Below are 20334 nucleotides of genomic sequence, written 5' to 3'. Positions count from 1 at the left end.
GCCGCCTCCGCTTTCGTCCCTCCGGGGAGCGGCCCGGCGTCGATTGCCGGGCCGCCCCTCGTTATTCCGCCTTCCCGTCCCGCAAGCGCGGGATCGCCAGCGGATTGCCGTCCTGCAACCCTTCGGGCAGCAGGTCGTCCGGGAAGTCCTGGTAGCACACGGGCCGCAGGAAACGCTCGATCGCCGTCGCGCCGACCGACGTGACGGCCGGGTTCGACGTCGCGGGGAACGGCCCGCCGTGCACCATCGCATCGCACACCTCGACGCCCGTCGGGTAGCCGTTGACGAGCAGGCGCCCGGCCTTGCGTTCGAGGATCGGCAGCAGCCGGCGGGCGAGCGGCTTGTCGTCGGCGTCCATCTGGAGCGTGGCCGTCAACTGGCCTTCGAGCCCGTCGAGCACGCGCGCGACTTCGTCGAGATCGCGGCAGCGCACGATCAGCGACGCCGGCCCGAACACCTCGTGGCTGAACGCCGGTTCGGCCAGGAACGCCTGCGCGCCGACTTCGTACAGTGCGCCGCCGGCCTGGCAGTCGGTCTGCGCCGCCTCGCCCGCGCCGATTTCGCGCACGCCCGGCAGCTCGGCCAGCTTGCCGCGACCGCTGCGGTACGCATCGGCAATGCCGTGCGTGAGCATCACGCCGGCCGGCTTCTTCGCGAGCGCCTGCGCGGCGACGGTTTCGAAGCGGTCGAGATCGGGGCCGTCGATCGCGAGCACGAGGCCCGGGTTCGTGCAGAACTGGCCGACGCCGAGCGTCAGCGAATCGACGAAGCCCGTCGCGATCGCGTCGCCGCGCGCGGCGAGCGCGGCCGGGAACAGCACGACCGGGTTGATGCTGCTCATTTCCGCGTAGACGGGAATCGGCTGCGGACGCGCGTTCGCGAGCTGCACGAGCGCCATGCCGCCCTGCCGCGAGCCGGTGAAGCCGACGGCCTGGACCGCCGGATGGCTGACGAGCGCCGGGCCGATCGCGCGGCCGGGGCCGATCAGCAGCGAGAACACGCCGGCCGGCATGCCGGTTTTCGCGACGGCGGCGCGGATCGCGCGGCCGACCAGCTCGGACGTGCCGAGATGCGCCTCGTGCGCCTTGACGATCACCGGGCAACCGGCCGCGAGTGCCGACGCCGTATCGCCGCCGGCCACCGAGAACGCGAGCGGGAAATTGCTCGCGCCGAACACGACGACGGGCCCGAGCGCGACTTTCTGCAGACGCAGGTCCGAACGCGGCAGCGGCGTGCGCGCGGGCTGCGCGGGATCGATCGACGCGGCAAGGAAACGCCCGTCGCGCACGACGCGCGCGAACAGCCGGAGCTGGCCGACGGTGCGGCCGCGCTCGCCCTGCAGCCGCGCGACGGGCAGGCCCGTTTCGGCGTGCGCGCGCTCGATCAGCGCATCGCCGAGCGCGACGATTTCATCGGCGATCGCCTCGAGAAACGCCGCGCGGGCCGCGAGCGGCTGCGCGCGGTACGCATCGAACGCGTCGCGCGCGAGTTCGCACGCGCGGTCGATATCGGCCGGCGACGCGACGCCGAACGCCGGCGCGTCGATCGGCGCGCCCTGCGTCGGGTCGAACGCGTGCAAGGTTCCGGCCGAGCCGGCCACCGCGTCGGCGCCGATCAGCATCTCTCCTGTCAGTTGCATGGGATGTGCTCCGTGGTTCGGGAATGAATGGCTCATTGTAGCTCAACAGATACGATGTCCGCTGACATCATCGCACCCTGTCCGCCGTTTGCGAGGGCGCCGACGATACACCCGCAAGCCTTGTCCGGCCAGGTTCTCACGACTTTCCCACACTGTGGCGACACGCTTCAAAGGGAAAACCCGAAGTTTATGCATCCGGCCATTATCAATAAACTTTCAGTCATGTCATACGACGACGTACATTTAAAGTGAGCCATCAGACTTCTTCTCGCGATCTTCCGCTCGACCTCGCGCGCACCGCGCGCCGGACCGCCGTGCGCTACTGGATCCTGGCGATGCTGTTCGTCGTCACGACGCTCAACTATGCGGACCGTGCGACGCTGTCGATCACCGGCACGCCGATCCGCCAGGCGTTCGGCATCGATCCGGTGACGATGGGCTACATCTTCTCGGCGTTCAGCTGGGCGTACGTGCTCGCGCAACTGCCGAGCGGCTGGCTGCTCGACCGCTTCGGCGCACGGCGCGTCTATGCGGCGAGCATCTTCCTGTGGTCGGCGTTCACGCTGCTGCAGAGCACGATCGGCCTCGGCGGCAGCGCCGCGTTCGCGGTCGCCGCGCTGTTCGCGATGCGCTTCGCGGTCGGCATCGCCGAGGCGCCCGCGTTTCCGGCCAATGCGAAAGTCGTCGCGAGCTGGTTCCCGACCGCCGAGCGCGGCACCGCGTCGGCGATCTTCAACGCCGCGCAGTACTTCGCGGCCGTGGTGTTCTCGCCGCTGATGGCGTGGCTCACGCATGCGTACGGCTGGCACCAGGTGTACCTGTGGCTCGGCCTGGCCGGCATCGCGCTCGCGTTCCTGTGGCTGCGCGTCATGAAGGACCCGGCCGACCATCCGGCGGTGAACCGCGCGGAACTCGACCATATCGAACAGGGCGGCGGGCTCGTGCGATCGGCGGGCCGGCCAGCCGGGCCGCGCGACGCCGGCGGCACGCGCGCGGAAGGCGGCCGCGTCGCCGGCTGGTACTACGTGCGCCAGTTGCTGTCGAACCGGATGCTGATCGGCGTGTACCTCGGTCAGTACTGCGTGAACGTGCTCACGTACTTCTTCCTCACGTGGTTCCCGATCTATCTCGTGCAGGCGCGCGGCATGTCGCTGCTGAAGGCCGGCTTCATGACGTCGCTGCCCGCGATCTGCGGGTTCCTCGGCGGCGTGCTCGGCGGAATGCTGTCGGACGCGCTGATCCGTCGCGGCGTGTCGCTGACGCTCGCGCGCAAGATTCCGATCGTCGGCGGGATGGCGCTGTCGATGGCGATCATCGGCTGCAACTACGTCGACAGCGAAGCGCTGGTGATCGTGCTGATGGCCGTGTCGTTCTTCGGCAAGGGGATCGGCTCGCTCGGCTGGGCCGTCGTCGCGGACACCGCGCCGAAGGAGGCGATCGGCCTGTCGGGCAGCCTGTTCAACATGTTCGGCAACACGGCCGGCATCGTCGCGCCGATCGCGATCGGCTACCTCGTCGGCGCGAGCGGCTCGTTCAACGGCGCGCTCGTGTTCGTCGGGCTGAACGCGCTCGTCACCGTGTTCAGCTATCTCGTGATCGTGAAGGACATCAAGCGCGTCGAATTGCGTCATCGCGACGCCTGAGGGTCGACGTTCCATGCAAACGGCGGCCGCTTTCGCGCGGCCGCCGTTTTCGCATCAAGCGGCGGAATGCACGACGCGCAGCATGTCGTGCACGCCGGACGTCATCAGCGCAAGGAACGCGAGCAGGCCGACGTAGCAGAGCGCGTACGTCGTTTTCGTCTCGATCGACGTCGCGTAGTACACGCGGTTCTCCGGCGCGTCGGGATCGTAGCGCCACGCGCGCTTCAGCTGCGGCAGCGCGAGGATCGCCATCACGATCAGCAGCGGGCTCGGGCGATACACGAACAGCGCGATCAGCACGGGCACGCCCGCGAACCAGATGCGCGGCGACAACACCGCGGTGATCCGCCCGCCGTCGAACGGCGACAGCGGAATCATGTTGAACAGGTTCAGGAAGAAGCCCGTGTACGACAGCGCGAGCAGCAGGTTGCTGTCGGTGTGCCGCGCGGCCGCGTAGCAGGCCAGCGCGCCGAGCGTGCCGACGAACGGCCCGGCAAGCCCGACGTATGCCTCGGTTTCCGCGTCGTGCGGCATCGCCTTCAGCTGGATCCATGCGCCGACGAACGGGATGAAGGTCGGCAGCCCGACGTCGAGCCCGCGCCGCCGCGCGGCGACGTAGTGGCCGGCCTCGTGCACCAGCAGCAGCGCGACGAAACCGGCCGCGAACCGCCAGCCGTAGAACAGCGCGTAGACCGCGATCGACGCCAGCATGGTGCCCGCCGACACGAGCACCTTGCCGAGCTTGAGGCCGCCGAAGATCAGCAGCAGCAGCTTCGTCATTCCTTGCGCTCCGTGGCGGCTGCCTCGGACGCGTCGGCGACCGCCGGCACCGCGGCGGCCTTCGGCTTGCGCCCGAAGAAGCGCTTGAGCGCCGCGCCGCCGGCCAGCAGCGCGACCGCGCCGATCTTGAAGAACTTCACCGCGAACGCGCCGATCAGCGCGAGCAGGCCGAGCTTCTTCGCGCCGACGCCGACGATCAGCGCCGCCAGCCCGTACTCGGCAACGTGGTCGGTCGACCGGTTGAAATCGGCGTAGCGCTTGCCGTCGTTGAAGCTGATGTTCGACAGCAGGTCGTCGGCCGATGCCTTGTATTTCGGCAGGTCGGCAAGCGTCGACGCCATCGTCAGCGACAGGTAGCCGTCGCGGCCCAGCACGAGCGTCCGGTAGTTCACGCCGTCGTTTGCGGCATTCGGCGCCGCGCCCTTGTCGCGGATGATCGCGGACCACACGAGCCGGTGCGTGGCCGCGTCGTACGCGGGCGCCTTCGCCCAGCCGACCACCTCGGTTTCGGGCAGGCCGCGCTCCTTGCGCGCCGGGTTGTTTTCCTCGGTGCCGGCCTGCAGGCTCTTCAGCAGCTCGTCGGGCTTCCAGTCCTTCGCGTCGTCGTCGCGGATATAGCCGCTCGGCTCGAACGACACGACCGAAATCCAGTCGGCGTCCGGGTCGTCGGGCAGCACGAGGCCGACCAGCTTCGCTTCGTCGATCGAATTACCCATCGAGCGCAGGTAGCGGCCGGCCTCGGCGGCCGGCACGAACGACTCGCCGGCCTTCAGCTTCAGCACGGCCTCGTGTTTCACGTCGATGTCGGTCGGCCCTTTCACGACCGCTTCGTTGGCGGCCGCGGCGGCGGCCCTCATTTCCACCTGCGCAGCTTCGGTCTGCGCGTGGCCGCTGGTCGCGGCGAGTGCGAGCGTCGCCACGCAGGCGAGCCGGACGGCAAGTCTTTTCATTGTTGGATTCCCCTGGAATGCCTTGTCGTGAATGTGCGCGGCACCGGCCCGTGATTGGTCTCGCGGGTCCGGCGCCGCCTCTCAGGTGGCACGGTCGCCATGGTAACGCAGCGCCGCGACGCGCCAGGGCCCGGGGAGCGGCGCGATGCTTACCTGACAGGTAATGCCCAAGGTGCGCGAGATTGCCTATCATCCGCGTCATGAACCCGACCGCCGCCGCCCATTCGCCCTCCCCGTCCGCCGGCCGCGCGTCCGGCGTCGGCCCGCTGCTGCGCACGTGGCGCCAGCGCCGGCGCCTGAGCCAGATGGCGCTCGCGCTCGACGCGGAAGTCTCCGCGCGCCACCTGAGCTTCGTCGAATCGGGCCGCGCGCAGCCGAGCCGCGAGATGGTGCTGCACCTCGCCGAACGCCTCGACGTGCCGCTGCGCGAACGCAATGCGCTGCTCGTCGCGGCCGGCTTCGCGCCGCTGTTTCGCGAACGGCCGTTTTCGGATCCTCAACTCGACGCCGCGCGCCACGCGGTCGAAGCCGTGCTGCGCGGCCACGAGCCCTACCCGGCGCTCGCGGTCGACCGTCACTGGGTGCTGCTCGCCGCGAACCGGATGCTCGGCGCGCTGGTCGCGCAGGCCGATCCGGCGCTGCTGCAGCCGCCCGTCAACGTGCTGCGGCTGAGCCTGCATCCGGACGGCCTCGCCTCGCAGATCGCCAACTGGCATGAATGGCGCGCGCACATCCTGCATCGGCTGCAGCGGCAGATCGACGCGAGCGGCGACCGCACGCTGCATGCGCTGCGCGACGAGCTCGCCGCGTATCCGGCGCCGGGCGGCCAGCCCGACACCCCGCCGGCACGCGCCGATTTCGCGGATATCGCCGTGCCATTGCGATTGCGCACGGCGGCCGGCGAGCTGACGTTCTTCAGTACGACGACGGTGTTCGGCACGCCGGTCGACGTGACGCTGTCGGAACTCGCGATCGAGGCGTTCTTTCCGGCGAATCCGGAGACGGTCGACGCGATGCGGGCGCTGGCGGACACCCTGCCCGCGTCATGACCGCCATCAGCGGCGCTCGAGCGCCAGCTTCACGCCAAGCCCCAGCAGGACCACGCCGCTGACGCGGTGCAGGCGCGTCAGGATGCGCGGGTTGCGCCGGATCGATGCCGACAGCAGGCCGGCGAACAGCGCGACGGGCCCCTTGACGAGAAACGTCAGGCCGGCGAACGTCGCGCCCAGCACGAACAGCGACCGCATCGGATGCGCGGTGCCCGCCGGCACGAACTGCGGCAGGAACGCCAGATAGAACAGCGCGACCTTCGGATTCGACACGTTGGACAGCGCGCCTTGCGCGAACGTACGCAGCCGCGACACCTGCGCGCCGCTGCTGCTGCTCGCGAGCGACAGTTCGCCCGACGAACGCAGCAACGTGATGCCGAGGTACAGCAGGTACAGCGCGCCGATCACCTTCAGCGCCGTGAACAACCATTCGGATGCCTGAAGAAGCGCGCCCAGCCCGAGCGTCGCGAGCATCGTGTGCACGAGCAACCCGACGCTGACGCCCGCGGCGGTCACGAGGCCCGCGCGCGTGCCGTCGGACAGCGTGCGCGACATCACGAGAACCATGTCCTGGCCCGGCGTGACGATGACCAGCAGCGACGTTGCAATGAACGGCAACCAGGATAGATGCGACATGAGAGCACTCCAGAACGGGATGGCCGACGGACGGGAATCGCCCGGCCGGTCGTCAGATTATCGACGCCCTTCCGTGGAGATTGAATGCAAATTTGGCTACTTCACCGGCCTGATTTGGCGCTATTCTCTAGCAATCACGCTCATGGCAGTCAAAAATGTCAATCAAACTGGATGCGATCGATCGGCGCATTCTGCGCGCATTGCAACGGAATTCGAATCAGACGAATGCCGAACTCGCGCAACAGGCCGGGCTGTCGGCCACGCCCTGCCTGCGCCGCGTTCATCTGCTCGAGGAACAGGGCGTGATCGACGCTTATGTCGCGCTGCTGAATCCCGCCGCCGTCGACCTGCGATTCAGCGCGTTCGTGCGCGTCACGCTGGAGCGCCAGGACAAGACGACGGTCGAGCGCTTCGCGCGCGAGATGGAGCAGGCGCCCGAAGTGCTCGAATGTCATCTGATGGCCGGCAGCTACGACTATCTGCTGCGCGTGATCGCGCGCGATCTCGACGACTACCAGCGCTTCCAGATGGAAACGCTCACGCAGATCGAAGGCGTCCGCAACGTCGAAACCGAGATTCCGCTGAAGCGCATCAAGCAGACGGTTCGCCTGCCGATCTAGGCGTCCAGAAACGTGACGGCCTCCCCGGCCGGCTGCCCGTTCAGCGCGCCGTCGCGCACGGCGACCTGCCCGCGCACGACCGTATGCACGGGCCAGCCCGTGACTGCGCACCCGTCGTAAGGTGTCCAGCCGCTCACGCTGGCGATCCATTCGTCGCGGATGATCCGTCGCGCCTGCAGGTCGACGATGCTGAAATCGGCGTCGTAGCCGGCCGCGATGCGCCCTTTCCCCTCGATGCCGAAAATGCGCGCCGGCCCGGCGCTGGTCAGGTCGACCAGCCGTTCGAGGCTCAAGCGGCCCGCATGCACGTGGTCGAGCATCAGCGGCAGCAGCGTCTGCACGCCGGTCATCCCGCTCGGCGACTGCGGATACGGGCGGCGCTTTTCGTCGCGCGTATGCGGCGCGTGATCGCTGCCGATCACGTCGACCACGCCGTCGCGGACGGCCTGCCACAACGCGTCCCGGTGACGCCGCTCGCGCACGGGCGGATTCATCTGCGCGAACGTGCCGAGCCGCTCGTAGCAATCCGGCGCAGCGAGGCTCAGGTGGTGCGGCGTGACCTCGACCGTCACGCGCCGCCGATGGTGTTGAAGAAACGCCATTTCGTCCGCCGTGGACACGTGCAGCACATGCAGCCGACGGCCCGTTTCGGCCGCCAGCCCGACGATGCGCCGCGTCGCGATCAGCGCACTGTCCTCGTCGCGCCAGCGCGGATGATCGCGCACGTCGCCGCTCGCTTCCACGATCGCCTTGCGTTCGCGCAGCCGCGCCTCGTCCTCCGCATGCACGGCCATGCGCCGGCGCCCGTTGCGCAGGATCCGGCGCAACACGGTTGCGTCGTCGGCCAGCAGGTCGCCGAACGAACTGCCCATGAATACCTTCACGCCCGCGCAGCCGGGCAGGCGCTCGAGTGCCGGCAACCGCTCCGCATTCACGGCCGAGCCGCCGATATAGAACGCGTAGTCGCACCACGCGCGACCGCGCGCCAGGTCCAGCTTCGCCTGCAGGTCCTGCCCGCTCAGCGTCAACGGATGCGTGTTGGGCATCTCGAAGACGGTCGTGACGCCGCCGAGCACCGCGCCGCGCGTGCCGGCTTCGAAGGTCTCCTTGTGCGTCAGCCCCGGCTCGCGGAAATGCACCTGGCTGTCGACCACGCCCGGCAGCACATGCAATCCGCGCGCATCGAGCACGACGTCGGCCCGCCAGCTGCCCTGCAACGCGCCCAGCGCGACCACGCGGCCCGCCGCGCACGCGACGTCGATCCGTTCGGCGCCGTTGGGCGTCATCACCGTGCCGCCCTGCACGAGCAGGTCGACGTGGCGACGCATCGGCGTGTCGGTTGCGTCATGCCCCATCCGCTCGCCCATGACTCAGAACTCGTTCTGGATGTGCTTGTAGCCGAGCACCAGCGCATTGTTCGTGCGCGCGACGTCCTCGGAGAAATCGCTCGCATCGGCCGTGACCTGCGGCAACGCGGCGAGATCGGTTTCCGGCCCGATGCGTTCGGTCGAACGGACGTAGAAGCCCGGCGGCAGATGGCAGCCGTCGACGACCGCGTTGTAGCGCACCACGCAGCCGTCGTCGATCGTGCAGTTGAACAGCACGCTGTTGAACCCGACGAATACGCCGTCGCCGACCTTGCACGGCCCGTGGACGATCGCGCGATGCGCGATCGACGTGTGCCGGCCGATCGTCACGCTCGCGCCCGACTTCGAATGGATCACGACGCCGTCCTGGATGTTCGAATGCGCGCCGATCACGATCGGCGCGATCCGGCCGTCGGCATCCGTTTCGTCCGCGCGGATCACCGCGTACGGGCCGATGAACACGTTCTCCTCGACGATCACGTGCCCGCACAGGATGGCGGTCGGGTCGACGAAGGCGTTCGGATGAATCCGCGGCAGGTCGCCGCGCGGGTTCTTTCGGATCATGAGGATTCCTGCCTGGAAAGGAGGGGGCCGCGCCTGAGCCGCTCGAACAGGCCCGGATCGCGCCACTGCGCGGCGATGGCCGGTGCGAACACGATCGCATCGAGGTCGATCGGGCCCATGCGCGGATTGAAGGCGTCGTCGCGAAAACACTGCGCGTAGCCGGTCTCGGTCTCGTGCACGATGACCGAATGCAGCCGCACGTCGGCTTCGCCGTTCGACATGCGCGTGCCGCTCAGCGCCGCGTCGACGAGGCGAAACAACACGCGCGAGAACTGTTCGGCGCTCGGTGACACGGGCAGCACCACCCAGCGCTCGGAAAAACGACGCATGCTTTCGACGTAGCATGGATCGTCGTCCGACCACAGCGTCACTGCATGATCGAACGCATCGATCAGGTCGCGCACGTCGCCCTTGAGCAGCCCGAAGTCGTAGACCATCTGCCCGTGGTCCAGCGCGTGCGCTTCGAGCAGCAACTCGACGCGGTACGAATGGCCGTGGATCGAATGCGAGCAGCGCCGCGTGCTGCAGCCGCGCACGACATGCGCATTCTCGAACCGGAACAGCTTGCGGATCAGCATGCGCCGGCGCCTTCCGCCATCGGCGCGGCCCAGGCCACCGCATCGTGCGGGTGCAGGCTTTCCAGATGGCGCACCTGGACGCACGGATTCTCGTGACGACCGTCCAGCGCGGCCTGCACGCGGCGCGCGGCATCCTCGACGAACATCAGGTTGCCGCCGTTCAGCACCGCGAACGCCTGTTCGTCCGCGCGCTTGACGGCCGTCTGCACCGGCGTGCCGAGCGCGTGCTCGACGCGATCGATCAGGTCGATCAGCCCCAGCGTCGCGCCGGCGGCGGGCAGCGCCACGCCGACGACGGCTTCGCTGCGCTGGCTGTGCGGCGTGGCGGCCGACGCATGCCGTTTCAGCCATGCGGCGACAGCCGCCGGCGCCACGCGATCCTCGCGGCCGAACGCGGCCAGGAATGCCTGTTCGACCCAGTGCCGCGACAGCGCGGCCGAGCACGGGCATGTGGACGAATAGGCGACCGTCACCTGGGCGCGCAGCTCGAACGCTTCGCCGGCGAGCGTCGCGTCGATCCGCACCGGATACGCCTTCCACCCGGCCAGCCCCTCGGTCACGAGCGCGGGGCGGCGGGCCAGCAGGTCGAAGCGCAGCCGCACGCGCGCGCTGCGCGTGTCGCAGTCGCGATGGCTGTCGACCATCGCGCGCAGCACGCGCCCGAGGCCGGCCGGCGACAGCGCTTCGCCGTCGGCGAGCCGGTCGAGCAGCCCGTACAGCCGCGACATGTGGATGCCTTTCACGTGCGGTGCGGGCAGATCGACCTGCACGTCGGCGCGGGCATGCACGTCGCGCCGGCAGCCGGGCTCGGCCACCGCGACGGGCAGGTCGATGCCCTGCATGCCGACCCATTCGAGCGGACGGCGGCCGGGCGCGGCATCGGTCAGGGAAACATCGGGAAGGGCTGCATTCATGCTCGGATTCCGGTGGCGCGCCTTGTCCATCCGGATCGATGCAGGCAGCGCGCGTTCAGGTCAGGACCAGTCGCGAAACGGGTTGTCCCACGTGGTCCAGTGTTCGGGGCCGGCGGCCATCTCGGCGTCGGTCAGCAGACACGCGTCGAGGCGCGCACGCAGCGCGGGCTCGTCCATGTCCATGCCGATCAGCACGAGTTCCTGGCGGGCGTCGCCGACGCGCTCGTCCCAGCGCGCGCGGATCTGCGCGACGGCCTCGGCGTCCCGCGGCCAGCGCTCGGGCGGCACGGCCGCCCACCAGTACCCCGCCGGCCCGTGCCGCGCGACCGCCCCGGCCTGCGACCACGACCCGGCGACGGTCGGATGCGTGGCCAGCCAGAAGAACCCCTTCGAGCGGACGACGCCCGGCCATTCGCTTTCGACGAGCTCGAAGAAGCGCCGCGGATGGAACGGCCGCCGCGCGCGGTAGACGAAGCTGCGGATCCCGTACGCGTCGGTCTCCGGCGTATGCGTGCCGCGCATCTCCTGCAGCCAGCCCGGCGCGCGCGACGCCTCGTCGAAGTCGAACAGGCCCGTGTCGAGCACGCGCTCGAGCGGCACCTTGCCGAACTCGGCGATCTCGATCCGCGCGCGCGGGTTCAGCCCGCGCAGCAGCGCGACCAGCCGCTCGCGCGCGCCGGCGTCGATCAGGTCGATCTTGTTGATCACGATCACGTCGCAGAACTCGATCTGGTCGACCAGCAGATCGACGACCGTGCGCGCGTCGTCGTCGCCCATCGATTCGCCGCGCGACCGCAGGCTGTCGCGCGACGCGTAGTCGCGCAGGAAATTGAATGCGTCGACCACCGTCACCATCGTGTCGAGCCGCGCGACTTCGCCGAGGCTGCGGCCGTCCTCGCCTTCGAACGTGAACGTCTCGGCCACCGGCAGCGGCTCCGAGATGCCGGTGGATTCGATCACGAGCTGGTCGAAGCGCCCTTCGCGCGCGAGTCGGTCGACCTCGATCAGCAGATCCTCGCGCAACGTGCAGCAGATGCAGCCGTTGCTCATCTCGACCAACTTCTCGTCGGTGCGCGACAGGCCCGCGCCGCCGTCGCGCACGAGCGCCGCATCGATGTTGACCTCGGACATGTCGTTGACGATGACCGCGACGCGCCGGCCCTCGCGATTGTTGAGGATGTGGTTGAGCAGCGTCGTCTTGCCGGCGCCGAGGAAGCCGGACAGGACGGTCACGGGAAGCCGCGTGGACGGACGGGGTGCGGTGCGCATCGGGCGATTCCGGAAGAGGAGGTCGAGGAGCAGATGATATATTGTATCGCAACGATATAACATATCATTTCGAACGTCCAGCGCTCCGATCGAACGACGTGTCGGCCGGAACGGCAAGCGCCCGCACCGGACCGTCGGCGCGGAGCCGCCGCGCAGCGGCCCCGCGCCCGTATTGCCGTCACGTATAAAGCGACGCCTGCGGCAATTCCCCCGTCAGCGCGAACCGGCCGACATCGCGCAACCGGTAGTCGAGCGGATCGTGCAGCGTATGCGTGCGCGCATTCCGCCAGAAACGGTCGAGGCCGAGCGACGCGGCCGTCGCGCGCGCGCCGCACGCGTCGAACAGTGCTTCGCCGTTGTCGAGCGCCGCGCGCTGCGCGACGATCTTCGCTTCCGATACCGCAAGCGCGACGTCGGCGCGCGCGTCGGCCGTCAGCGCATCCTGACGCGCCCACGCGCGCTGCAACGCAGCGGCCGCGCGATCGGCCAGTGCCGCCGCGGCGATCGCGCGCACGCGCATGTCGCCGACACGCTGCAGCGTGTACGGATCGTCTTCCGCCTGCGCGACGTCCGCGTGAATCCACGGGCGGCCGTGCTGCCGCACGTAATCGCGCGCCTCGGCCAACGCGCCTTCCGCCAGGCCGACGAACAGGTTCGTCAGCACGAGCTGCGACACGAGCGTGCGCAGCGTCGCGCGCGGCGTCGGCGGCGCTTCGGAACGATGCAGCACCTCGTCCGCCGCGAGCGTCACGCCGTCGAAGCGCACGCTGCCGCTGTCGGTCTGGCGCTGGCCGATCGGGTCCCAGTCCTCGTTGACCGTGATCCCCGGACGATCGGTCGGCACGACGCCGAACACGGTGCGGCCGGTTGCCGGATCGTGCGCGGACACCGTCATGCGCTGCGACCCGCGCGTACCCGAACAGAAGCCCTTCACGCCGTCGAGCCGGTAGCCGCCGTCGGGCGTCGCCGTGGCGATGAGCCGCGTATCGAGCGGATTGACCGCATTGCCCCACCACCAGCGCTGCTCGACCGTGCCGCGCAGATAGCGTTCGCGCTGCGCCGGGTTGCCCCATACGTCGACGCTCACCACCTGCAGGCACTGGAACCCGACGAGATGCGCGAGCGCGCTGTCGACGCGCGCGACCTGCCGGATCGCGTCGTAGATCTCGGGCCATGCGGCTTCCTGCCCGCCGAACGCGCGCGGCACCGCGAGCGTCAACAGGCCCGCGTCGGCAAGCCACTGTTTCTCCTGCGCCGCGTGACCGCCCGTTCGGTCGCGCTCGGCGGCGGTCACGCGCAGCGCGTCGATCGCGCGCGCCAGCGCGTCGCGGTCGACGGCCGGTGCATCGGTATCCGGCGCGAAGGTCGCCGGGCCGCGTGGATCGTTCATGCAAGGGCTTCCTGTGCGACGGTTGCGCCCGACAGCGGCACCAGCGCCTCGAGCCGGCGGCCGGTGAGGCGCGACAGGATCTCGCGCCGCCAGTCGTCGTAGATCGCGCGGTATTCGGCGATATCGGCGCCGAACACGTGCGCGGTGTGCGCGTATTCGTCGTGCAGATAACCGTCGAGCCGTGCCTGCGTTTCCTCGTCGGCCGCGATCACGCGATCGATCAGCGCGTCGCGCTCGGCGGCCGGCAGCGCCTTCAGCGTGTCGAACCACCACTGGACGATCTGCACGCGATGCCACTCCTCGTCCGGCCGGATCCGGTTCTCGCCATGCTCGCGCATCGCGCTGTCGCCAATGCGGCCGGTCTTGCGCTGGATCCACAGCTTCGCGAGGATGTGCAGCTCGTAATGCCATTCGAACGCAAGAAAACCCGCGACGTCGCGCACCGCGATGTCGCCGATGCGCGCCCAGTGCGCGGCGACGAGCCGGTCGACTTCCGGCAGCGGATCGCGCCCCGTCAGTTCGGTGACGCGTTCGCGGCCGATCACCGCGTGCGCGCCGTCGTCGCCGAGCTGGCGCGACAGGATCAGCTGGAAATGCGGATCGTCGCGGAACAGCGTGTCGATCGCCTTCGCGACGACCTGCACGATGAACAGGTCGTGCGACGCCATCTTCGTGTAGTAGTCGGCGACGGCGGCCAGTTCGTCGTCGTTGCGCGGCTCGCGCGGCGGTGTCGCGAGCTTGGCCGGAAAGTCCGGACGGTGGCGTCGCGCCACGTCCAGGAACAGCGCTTCCTCGAATGCTCCGTTCCACTCGCGCGGAGCGCCGATGGGCAAGGTCATGGGTAGGTTCTCTCAGGATCAGGAATGAAACGAGCGGACGCTTGTGGCGTCGCTCAGGTACGCCGGGTCACGCGTCGGACCAGGCGGTCGCCCGTGATTTGCACGGCCGAGACGAGCGCGATCAGGATCACGATCACGGTCGCCATGACGGTGGTGTCGAAACGTTGATAGCCGTAGCGGATCGCCAGATCGCCGAGCCCGCCCGCGCCGACGGCGCCCGCCATCGCGGTCGAGCCGATCAGCGCGACGACGGTGATCGTGAAGCCGCCGAGCATGCCGGGCAGCGCCTCCGGCAGCAGCACGTGCCACACGATGTGGCGGCGCTTCGCGCCCATCGCGAGCGCCGCCTCGATCAGCCCGCGATCGACTTCGCGCAGGCTCACTTCGGCGATCCGCGCGAAGAACGGGATCGCGGCGATCGACAGCGGCACGACGGCTGCCCACACGCCGATCGTCGTGCCGATCAGCACGCGCGTGAACGGCAGCAGCGCGACGAGCAGGATGATGAACGGCGTCGAGCGGAACACGTTGACGAGCGCGCCGAGCACCGCGTTCACGCCGCGCCGCGCGTAGATCCCGCCGGGTGCGGTAGTGACGAGGATCACCGCGAGCGGAATGCCGAGCAGCGCGGCGATCGCGGCCGATGCCGCGACCATCGACAGCGTGTCGCGGATCGCGTCGAGCAGTTCGGGCCACCAGAGCTCAAACATAACCGAGCACCTCCGCGTGATTCGCGTGGCGCCGCGCGCGTTCGAGCAGCACGGCGACCGCGCGGCGCGCAGGCTGCGCGCCCGTGTCGTCCACGCCGGGCGCGGCCGCGATCACGAGCCGCCCCTGCGCATGGCCTTGAATACGCTCGATGCCGCCGTGCAGGAACCGCACCGAGCCGCCGAGCGCCGCCGCGAGCGCGCCGACGTCGGGCTCGCCGCCGCTCTCGCCCGTATAGCGGACGTCGAGCACGACCTGCGCACCGTCGGGCAACGCGGCCTGTTCGGGCAGCGGCTGCACACGCGCGGCCAGCTCGGCCGGCAGGTCATGCTGCAGCGTACTGAGCAGCGCGCGCGTCGCGCCGTGGCGCGGATCGCCGAACACACGCCACACGGCGCCCGTTTCGACCACTTCCCCCTGTTCGATGACCGCGACCGTATCGCACACCGCGCGGATCACTTCCATCTCGTGCGTGATCAGCACGATCGTCAGCCCGAGGCGGCGGTTGATGTCGGCGAGCAGCGCGAGGATCGATTGCGTCGTCTCCGGATCGAGCGCCGACGTCGCCTCGTCGCACAGCAGGACCTCGGGATCGTGCACGAGCGCGCGGGCAATGCCGACGCGCTGCTTCTGCCCGCCCGACAGGCTCGCCGGATACGCATCGCGCTTGGCCGCGAGCCCGACGAGATCGAGCAGCGCCTCGACCTTGCGCACGCGCTCGGCCTTCGGCACGCCGGCGATCTTCAGCGGCAGCGCGACGTTCTCGAACACCGTCTTCGCGGACAGCAGGTTGAAATGCTGGAACACCATGCCGGTGCGCCGACGCAGCGCGACGAGCCCGTCCTCGTCGAGCGCGCCGACGTCGACGCCCTGCACGCGCACGCGGCCCGAACTCGGCCGTTCGAGACCGTTCACGAGCCGCAGCAGCGTCGATTTGCCGGCGCCGCTGCGGCCGATGATCCCGAACACCTCGCCGCGCCGCACGTCGAGCGTCACGTCACGCAGCGCGGCAGCGTGGCCGCGCGGCGTCGCGAATACCTTGCCGACCTGCTCCAGCGAGACGGCCACGCCGTCATATCGCGCGGCCGCTTCGTCACGCGCCGCGGCCCCCGCGCCGGCCCGCACGGCCGACGGCTCGATGAAACCCAGCGTATCGAACAATTGCGTCATCGCTTCGCTCCGTCAGGTTCACGCATGCGCGGGATGCGCGGGATGCGCGGGTTCGGTTTGCGCCGCGGCGGCCGGCCGGTGCTGCGCGCCGGTGTGCCACGCGGGCAGGCGCGGGCCCGCGCCGAACAGCTTCTCGCGCAGCGTCGGCGCGGGATCGTAGTCTTCCTTGTAGACGCCGCGGTTCTGCAGTTCCGGCACGACCCAGTCGACGAAATCCTCGAACGATTCGGGCATCACGGTGCGCGTCAGGTTGAAGCCGTCGATGCCGGTCTCGTCGATCCACGACTGCAGTTCGTCCGCGACCTGCGACGGCGAGCCGACGATCGGCGCGTAACGGCCGCCGAGCGACATCTGTTCGAGCATGCGCCGCACGGTCCACGTGCCGGTCGTGCTCTTGCGCGAGATCGCGTCGACGGCCGACTGGATCGAATCGGTCTTCACGTACGAGATCGGCTCGTCGAGGCCGTACTGCGCGAAATCGATGCCGGTCGAGCTCGCGAAATGCGCGAGGCCGGCTTCGGGGCTCGCATAGCGCCGGTATTCGTCGAATTTCTCGCGTGCGAGCCGCTCGGTCTCGGCCGTCACGACGCTCACGCCCGCGAAGATCCGGATCGATGCCGGATCGCGGCCCTGCCGCGCGGCGGCCGCGCGGATGTCGAGCGCCGCCGCGCGCGCGGCCGCCTTGCTCTGCCCGTTCACGAACACGCATTCCGCGTGACGGCCCGCGAACTCGACGCCGCGCGCCGACGACCCGGCCTGGTACAGCACCGGCGTGCGCTGCAGCGACGGCTCGCTCAGATGGATCGCGTCGACCGAATAGAACGGCCCGTCGTGCTTCACGCGCCGCACCTTGCCCGGCTGCGCGAACACGCGCGCCTGCGCATCGCGGATCACCGCGTCGTCGTCCCAGCTCTGTTCCCACAGCTTGTAGACGACGTCCATGTAGTCGTCCGCGCGCTCGTAGCGGTCGTCGTGGCCGATTTGCTGCGCGAGGCCCATCCCGCGCGCGGCGCTGTCGAGGTAGCCGGTGACGATGTTCCAGCCCACGCGGCCTTTCGTCAGATGATCGAGCGTCGACATGCGGCGCGCGAACAGATAAGGCGGCTCGTAGGTCAGGTTCGCGGTCACGCCGAAGCCGAGATGCCGCGTGACCTGCGCCATCGCGGGCACGAGCAGCAGCGGATCGTTGACCGGCACCTGCACCGATTCGCGCAGCGCCGCTTCGGGGCCGCCGCCGAACACGTCGTATACGCCGACGATGTCCGCGAGAAAGATCCCGTCGAACTTGCCGCGTTCGAGCGTCTTCGCGAGATCGGCCCAGTAGTCGAGATCGGTGTAGTGCGCGGAGCGGTCGCGCGGATGCGTCCACAGCCCGTGGTTGATGTGCCCGACGCAGTTCATGTTGAACGCGTTGAGCAGGATCTTCTTGCGGTTCGCCGTCGTCATGCCTGCCTCCGTCACCACGCGATCGCGTACAGCGAGCCGAACGCGTTGTCGAGCGCACGGCGCACGGCCGGCGAGTGCTGGTAGATCGCGATGAACTTGCGGATGCGCGGATCGTTCGCGCTCTCGGGCCGCACGACCCACTGGATCGCGAAGTTCTTGTTCTCGGTGCCGTCGAACAGCAGCGCGCTGTTCGGATCGGTCGTGCCGGCAAGCTTGATGAAGCTCGGGTAGCCCTGCGCGAGATCGACGTCGTCGAGCGAGCGCGCGAGCTGCGACGCCTCGAGCGGGATGATCTTCAGATGCTTCGGGTTGGCGACGATGTCGTGCGTGGTCGCGCGGTAATCGGCGCCCGGCTTCAGCGTGATGAGCCCGGCGCGCTGCAGCAGCAGCAAGCCGCGCCCGCCGTTGACCGGATCGTTCGCGATCGCGACGCGCGCACCGTCCTTCAGTTCGTCGAAGCGCTTCACCTTCTTCGAATAGAGGCCGATCTTCATGATCGTGCCGGGCGCGATCGAGATGAAGTTGTAGCCGCCCTGCTTCTTCGCGTTCTCGAGAAACGGGATGTGCTGGAAGTAGTTGACGTCGATGTCCTTGTTCGCGAGCGCGGCGTTCGGCGTATTCCAGTCGGTGAACTCGACGATCTTCACGTCGAGCCCCTGCTCTTTCGCTTCCTTCGCGGCGATCTTCAGTGCCTCGATCTGCGGGCTGGTCGAGATGCCGACCTTCAGCGGCGGGGTGTCGGCGCGCGCGCCGTTCAGCAGCACGACGCCGAGCAGCGCGGCCATCAGCAGGCGAGCCGTGCGGCCGGCGGAAAAGCGGGCGGAAAAAACGGGATGCAGCATGAAACCACTCCTGTCCAAAGACGGTATCGACGGATGAGCGGCGCCGCGGCGAACGCATGGGCGTTCTCCGGACGGTCGTCATCGCATCGGAAAAGGATCAGCCGATGATAGAGAGCGGCGCGGAGGCGGTCTACGAAGCGATTGTGGGAAGAAAATCGCGCGCGGCGATATGGCGGGCGGCCGGGCGCGCCCGAAGGGCCGGCCGGACGCCGGACCGGGTGCCAGGCCGAAATCTCGGCCTGGGCGCGCGGCGAATTCCGAAATCTCGGCCAGCCGGCCGGCCAACCCTTTCCGCAGACGAAACAAATCCCTTATGAATCAACGGATTGAAAATATTCCGGCAGGCCGGATTCCTGGCACGGGGGTTGCGTAACAGACGGCACACGATGCCGCGAAGCGATGCAGGCATTCCAACATCAGGAGACACGTCTTGCAGACCTCTATCCATACCCCGTCCCATCCCGAGCCGATTGCCGAAGCCGGCCCCGCCACGCGCGCACGCTTCTGGCCGGAAGGCTGGTGGAAGCTGATGGAAATCCGCATCGGCATCATCCCGCTGCCCGTCTACGTGATCCTGTTCGCGCTGATCGTCGGTTTCGCGGTGACGGGCAAGGTGCCGGGCGAAATCTCGATGGCGATCGCCGTGCTCGCGTTCTTCGGCTTCACCTGCGCGGAACTCGGCAAGCGCCTGCCGCTCCTGCGCAACATCGGCGCGGCCGCGATCTTCGCGACCTTCGTGCCGTCAGCGCTCACGTACTACCACGTGCTGCCGAAGCCGGTGCTGAACCTGACCGTCGAATTCACGAAGTCGACCAACTTCCTGTACCTGTTCATCGCGTCGATCATCGTCGGCAGCATCCTGAGCATGGATCGCCGCGTGCTGATCCAGGGCTTCGTGAAGATCTTCATCCCGCTCGCGGCCGGTTCGGTCGCCGCGGCGATCGTCGGCACGGCCGTCGGCACCGCGCTCGGCCTCGGCGCGCGCCACACGCTGCTGTACATCGTCGTGCCGATCATGGCGGGCGGCGTCGGCGAAGGCGCGATTCCGCTGTCGATCGGCTATTCGGAACTGATGCACCTGCCGCAGGGCGAGATGTTCGCGATGGTGCTGCCGCCGGTGATGCTCGGCAGCCTGACCGCGATCATCCTGTCGGGCGCGCTCGACATGCTCGGCAAGCGGCTGCCGCACCTGACCGGCAACGGCCGCCTGCAGGTCGGCGAAAGCGGCGACATGACGCCGGAAAGCGAAGAGATCCGCGGCCACGTCGATGTCACGCACATCGCGGGCGCCGGCATCACCGCCATCACGCTGTACCTCGTCGGCCTGATGGCGCACAAGCTGTTCGGCTTGCCCGCGCCGGTCGCGATGCTGTTCCTCGCGGTGCTCGTGAAGCTCGCGCGCGCGGTGTCGCCGCCGCTGCAGGAAGGCGCGTTCGTCGTCTACAAGTTCTTCTCGACCGCCGTCACGTATCCGCTGCTGTTCGCGATCGGCGTCGCGATGACGCCGTGGGACAAGCTGACCGCCGCGTTCACGATCGTCAACGTGGTCACGATCGTGTCGACCGTCGCGACGCTGATGGGCACCGGTTTCGTGGTCGGCCGCCTGCTGAAGATGTACCCTATCGACACCGCAATCGTGAACGCCTGCCACAGCGGGCAAGGCGGCACCGGCGACGTCGCGATCCTGACCGCCGCGAACCGGATGCAGCTGATGCCGTTCGCGCAGATCGCGACGCGGATCGGCGGCGCGATCGTCGTCACGGTGACGCTGATCCTGGTCGCGCACTTCGGTTGATGCGCGGCCGCGCGCACCGTCGCGCAGGCTGCTTCGCACGCGCCGCCGCCGGCCTCGCCGGCGCGCGGCGCGTGTCGTTAGGGAGGGCCGGTTGCGGAGGGCAGGTGGCGGACGGCCGGTGGCGGACGGACGGTA

19 protein-coding genes are annotated in these 20334 nt (G+C 69.0%); 4 read left to right on the top strand and 15 right to left on the bottom strand.

What is annotated here, in order from left to right; translation table 11 throughout:
- Positions 1–61 precede the first annotated feature (61 nt).
- Positions 62–1639 carry an aldehyde dehydrogenase (NADP(+)) gene (locus G3N62_RS12165; protein WP_049028986.1) on the bottom strand — a complete coding sequence of 526 codons (1578 nt, stop codon included), beginning with the start codon at positions 1637–1639 and terminating at the stop codon, positions 62–64.
- Positions 1640–1887: 248 nt separating this feature from the next.
- Here G3N62_RS12165 and G3N62_RS12160 point away from each other — a divergent pair, with 248 nt between their 5' ends.
- The gene (locus tag G3N62_RS12160) at positions 1888–3282 is read left to right on the top strand and encodes an MFS transporter (RefSeq protein ID WP_124670345.1); all 1395 of its coding nucleotides are present in this window, start codon (positions 1888–1890) and stop codon (positions 3280–3282) included.
- Positions 3283–3336: 54 nt separating this feature from the next.
- Here the strand turns inward: G3N62_RS12160 and G3N62_RS12155 are convergent, their stop codons facing one another.
- On the bottom strand, positions 3337–4062 hold the full coding sequence (locus G3N62_RS12155; protein WP_124670346.1) for a site-2 protease family protein: 726 nt from the start codon (positions 4060–4062) through the stop codon (positions 3337–3339).
- The gene (locus G3N62_RS12150) at positions 4059–5012 is read right to left on the bottom strand and encodes a DUF2167 domain-containing protein (protein ID WP_034187812.1); all 954 of its coding nucleotides are present in this window, start codon (positions 5010–5012) and stop codon (positions 4059–4061) included. The genes G3N62_RS12155 and G3N62_RS12150 overlap by 4 nt, the downstream gene beginning before the upstream one ends.
- A 200-nt stretch (positions 5013–5212) precedes the next feature.
- Here G3N62_RS12150 and G3N62_RS12145 point away from each other — a divergent pair, with 200 nt between their 5' ends.
- Positions 5213–6061, top strand: coding sequence for a helix-turn-helix transcriptional regulator (locus tag G3N62_RS12145; protein ID WP_124670347.1), 849 nt, complete (start codon positions 5213–5215; stop codon positions 6059–6061).
- A 6-nt stretch (positions 6062–6067) separates the two neighbouring features.
- Here the strand turns inward: G3N62_RS12145 and G3N62_RS12140 are convergent, their stop codons facing one another.
- Positions 6068–6697: a LysE family translocator gene (locus tag G3N62_RS12140; protein ID WP_034187810.1), complete on the bottom strand. Its 630-nt coding sequence runs from the start codon at positions 6695–6697 to the stop codon at positions 6068–6070.
- Between the two features lie 155 nt (positions 6698–6852).
- Here G3N62_RS12140 and G3N62_RS12135 point away from each other — a divergent pair, with 155 nt between their 5' ends.
- A complete protein-coding gene (locus G3N62_RS12135) occupies positions 6853–7317 on the top strand; it encodes an Lrp/AsnC family transcriptional regulator (protein WP_034187809.1) in 465 nt (154 codons plus the stop codon).
- Here G3N62_RS12135 and G3N62_RS12130 read toward each other — a convergent pair.
- From G3N62_RS12130 to G3N62_RS12080, 11 genes are all read right to left on the bottom strand, one after another.
- Positions 7314–8684 (bottom strand): dihydroorotase, encoded by a 1371-nt coding sequence (locus G3N62_RS12130; RefSeq protein ID WP_124670348.1) that lies wholly within the window; start codon positions 8682–8684, stop codon positions 7314–7316. The genes G3N62_RS12135 and G3N62_RS12130 overlap by 4 nt on opposite strands.
- Positions 8685–8687: 3 nt before the next feature.
- Positions 8688–9248 (bottom strand): carbonate dehydratase, encoded by a 561-nt coding sequence (locus tag G3N62_RS12125; RefSeq protein WP_034187807.1) that lies wholly within the window; start codon positions 9246–9248, stop codon positions 8688–8690.
- A complete protein-coding gene (locus G3N62_RS12120) occupies positions 9245–9826 on the bottom strand; it encodes a 6-carboxytetrahydropterin synthase (protein ID WP_124670349.1) in 582 nt (193 codons plus the stop codon). The genes G3N62_RS12125 and G3N62_RS12120 overlap by 4 nt, the downstream gene beginning before the upstream one ends.
- Positions 9820–10740 carry a GTP cyclohydrolase FolE2 gene (gene folE2, locus G3N62_RS12115; protein WP_185733094.1) on the bottom strand — a complete coding sequence of 307 codons (921 nt, stop codon included), beginning with the start codon at positions 10738–10740 and terminating at the stop codon, positions 9820–9822. The genes G3N62_RS12120 and folE2 overlap by 7 nt, the downstream gene beginning before the upstream one ends.
- A gap of 60 nt (positions 10741–10800) precedes the next feature.
- Positions 10801–12009 (bottom strand): zinc metallochaperone GTPase ZigA, encoded by a 1209-nt coding sequence (gene zigA, locus G3N62_RS12110; protein ID WP_185733095.1) that lies wholly within the window; start codon positions 12007–12009, stop codon positions 10801–10803.
- A gap of 178 nt (positions 12010–12187) precedes the next feature.
- Entirely contained in the window at positions 12188–13399 is a 1212-nt protein-coding gene (locus tag G3N62_RS12105; RefSeq protein ID WP_059558948.1) for an acyl-CoA dehydrogenase family protein, read from the bottom strand.
- On the bottom strand, positions 13396–14238 hold the full coding sequence (locus tag G3N62_RS12100) for a hypothetical protein (protein ID WP_034187802.1): 843 nt from the start codon (positions 14236–14238) through the stop codon (positions 13396–13398). The genes G3N62_RS12105 and G3N62_RS12100 overlap by 4 nt, the downstream gene beginning before the upstream one ends.
- A gap of 53 nt (positions 14239–14291) precedes the next feature.
- Positions 14292–14948, bottom strand: a complete 657-nt coding sequence (locus G3N62_RS12095; RefSeq protein ID WP_034187801.1) for a methionine ABC transporter permease — start codon at positions 14946–14948, stop codon at positions 14292–14294.
- The gene (locus tag G3N62_RS12090; RefSeq protein WP_034187800.1) at positions 14941–16116 is read right to left on the bottom strand and encodes an ATP-binding cassette domain-containing protein; all 1176 of its coding nucleotides are present in this window, start codon (positions 16114–16116) and stop codon (positions 14941–14943) included. Before G3N62_RS12090 ends, G3N62_RS12095 begins: the two co-directional genes overlap by 8 nt.
- Before the next feature lie 18 nt (positions 16117–16134).
- Positions 16135–17562: an LLM class flavin-dependent oxidoreductase gene (locus G3N62_RS12085; protein ID WP_124670352.1), complete on the bottom strand. Its 1428-nt coding sequence runs from the start codon at positions 17560–17562 to the stop codon at positions 16135–16137.
- 11 nt (positions 17563–17573) lie between these two features.
- Positions 17574–18404, bottom strand: coding sequence for a MetQ/NlpA family ABC transporter substrate-binding protein (locus tag G3N62_RS12080; RefSeq protein ID WP_069706916.1), 831 nt, complete (start codon positions 18402–18404; stop codon positions 17574–17576).
- 430 nt (positions 18405–18834) lie between these two features.
- Between G3N62_RS12080 and G3N62_RS12075 the strand changes: the two genes are divergently transcribed.
- On the top strand, positions 18835–20199 hold the full coding sequence (locus G3N62_RS12075; protein WP_049028681.1) for a 2-hydroxycarboxylate transporter family protein: 1365 nt from the start codon (positions 18835–18837) through the stop codon (positions 20197–20199).
- The last annotated feature ends 135 nt before the right edge of the window (positions 20200–20334 follow it).

This window comes from Burkholderia sp. Tr-20355 (genome assembly GCF_017104685.1).
GTDB lineage: Bacteria > Pseudomonadota > Gammaproteobacteria > Burkholderiales > Burkholderiaceae > Burkholderia > Burkholderia seminalis.
Note: the sequence above shows the minus strand (reverse complement) of the source record. Positions and strands in the feature narration are given on the sequence as shown.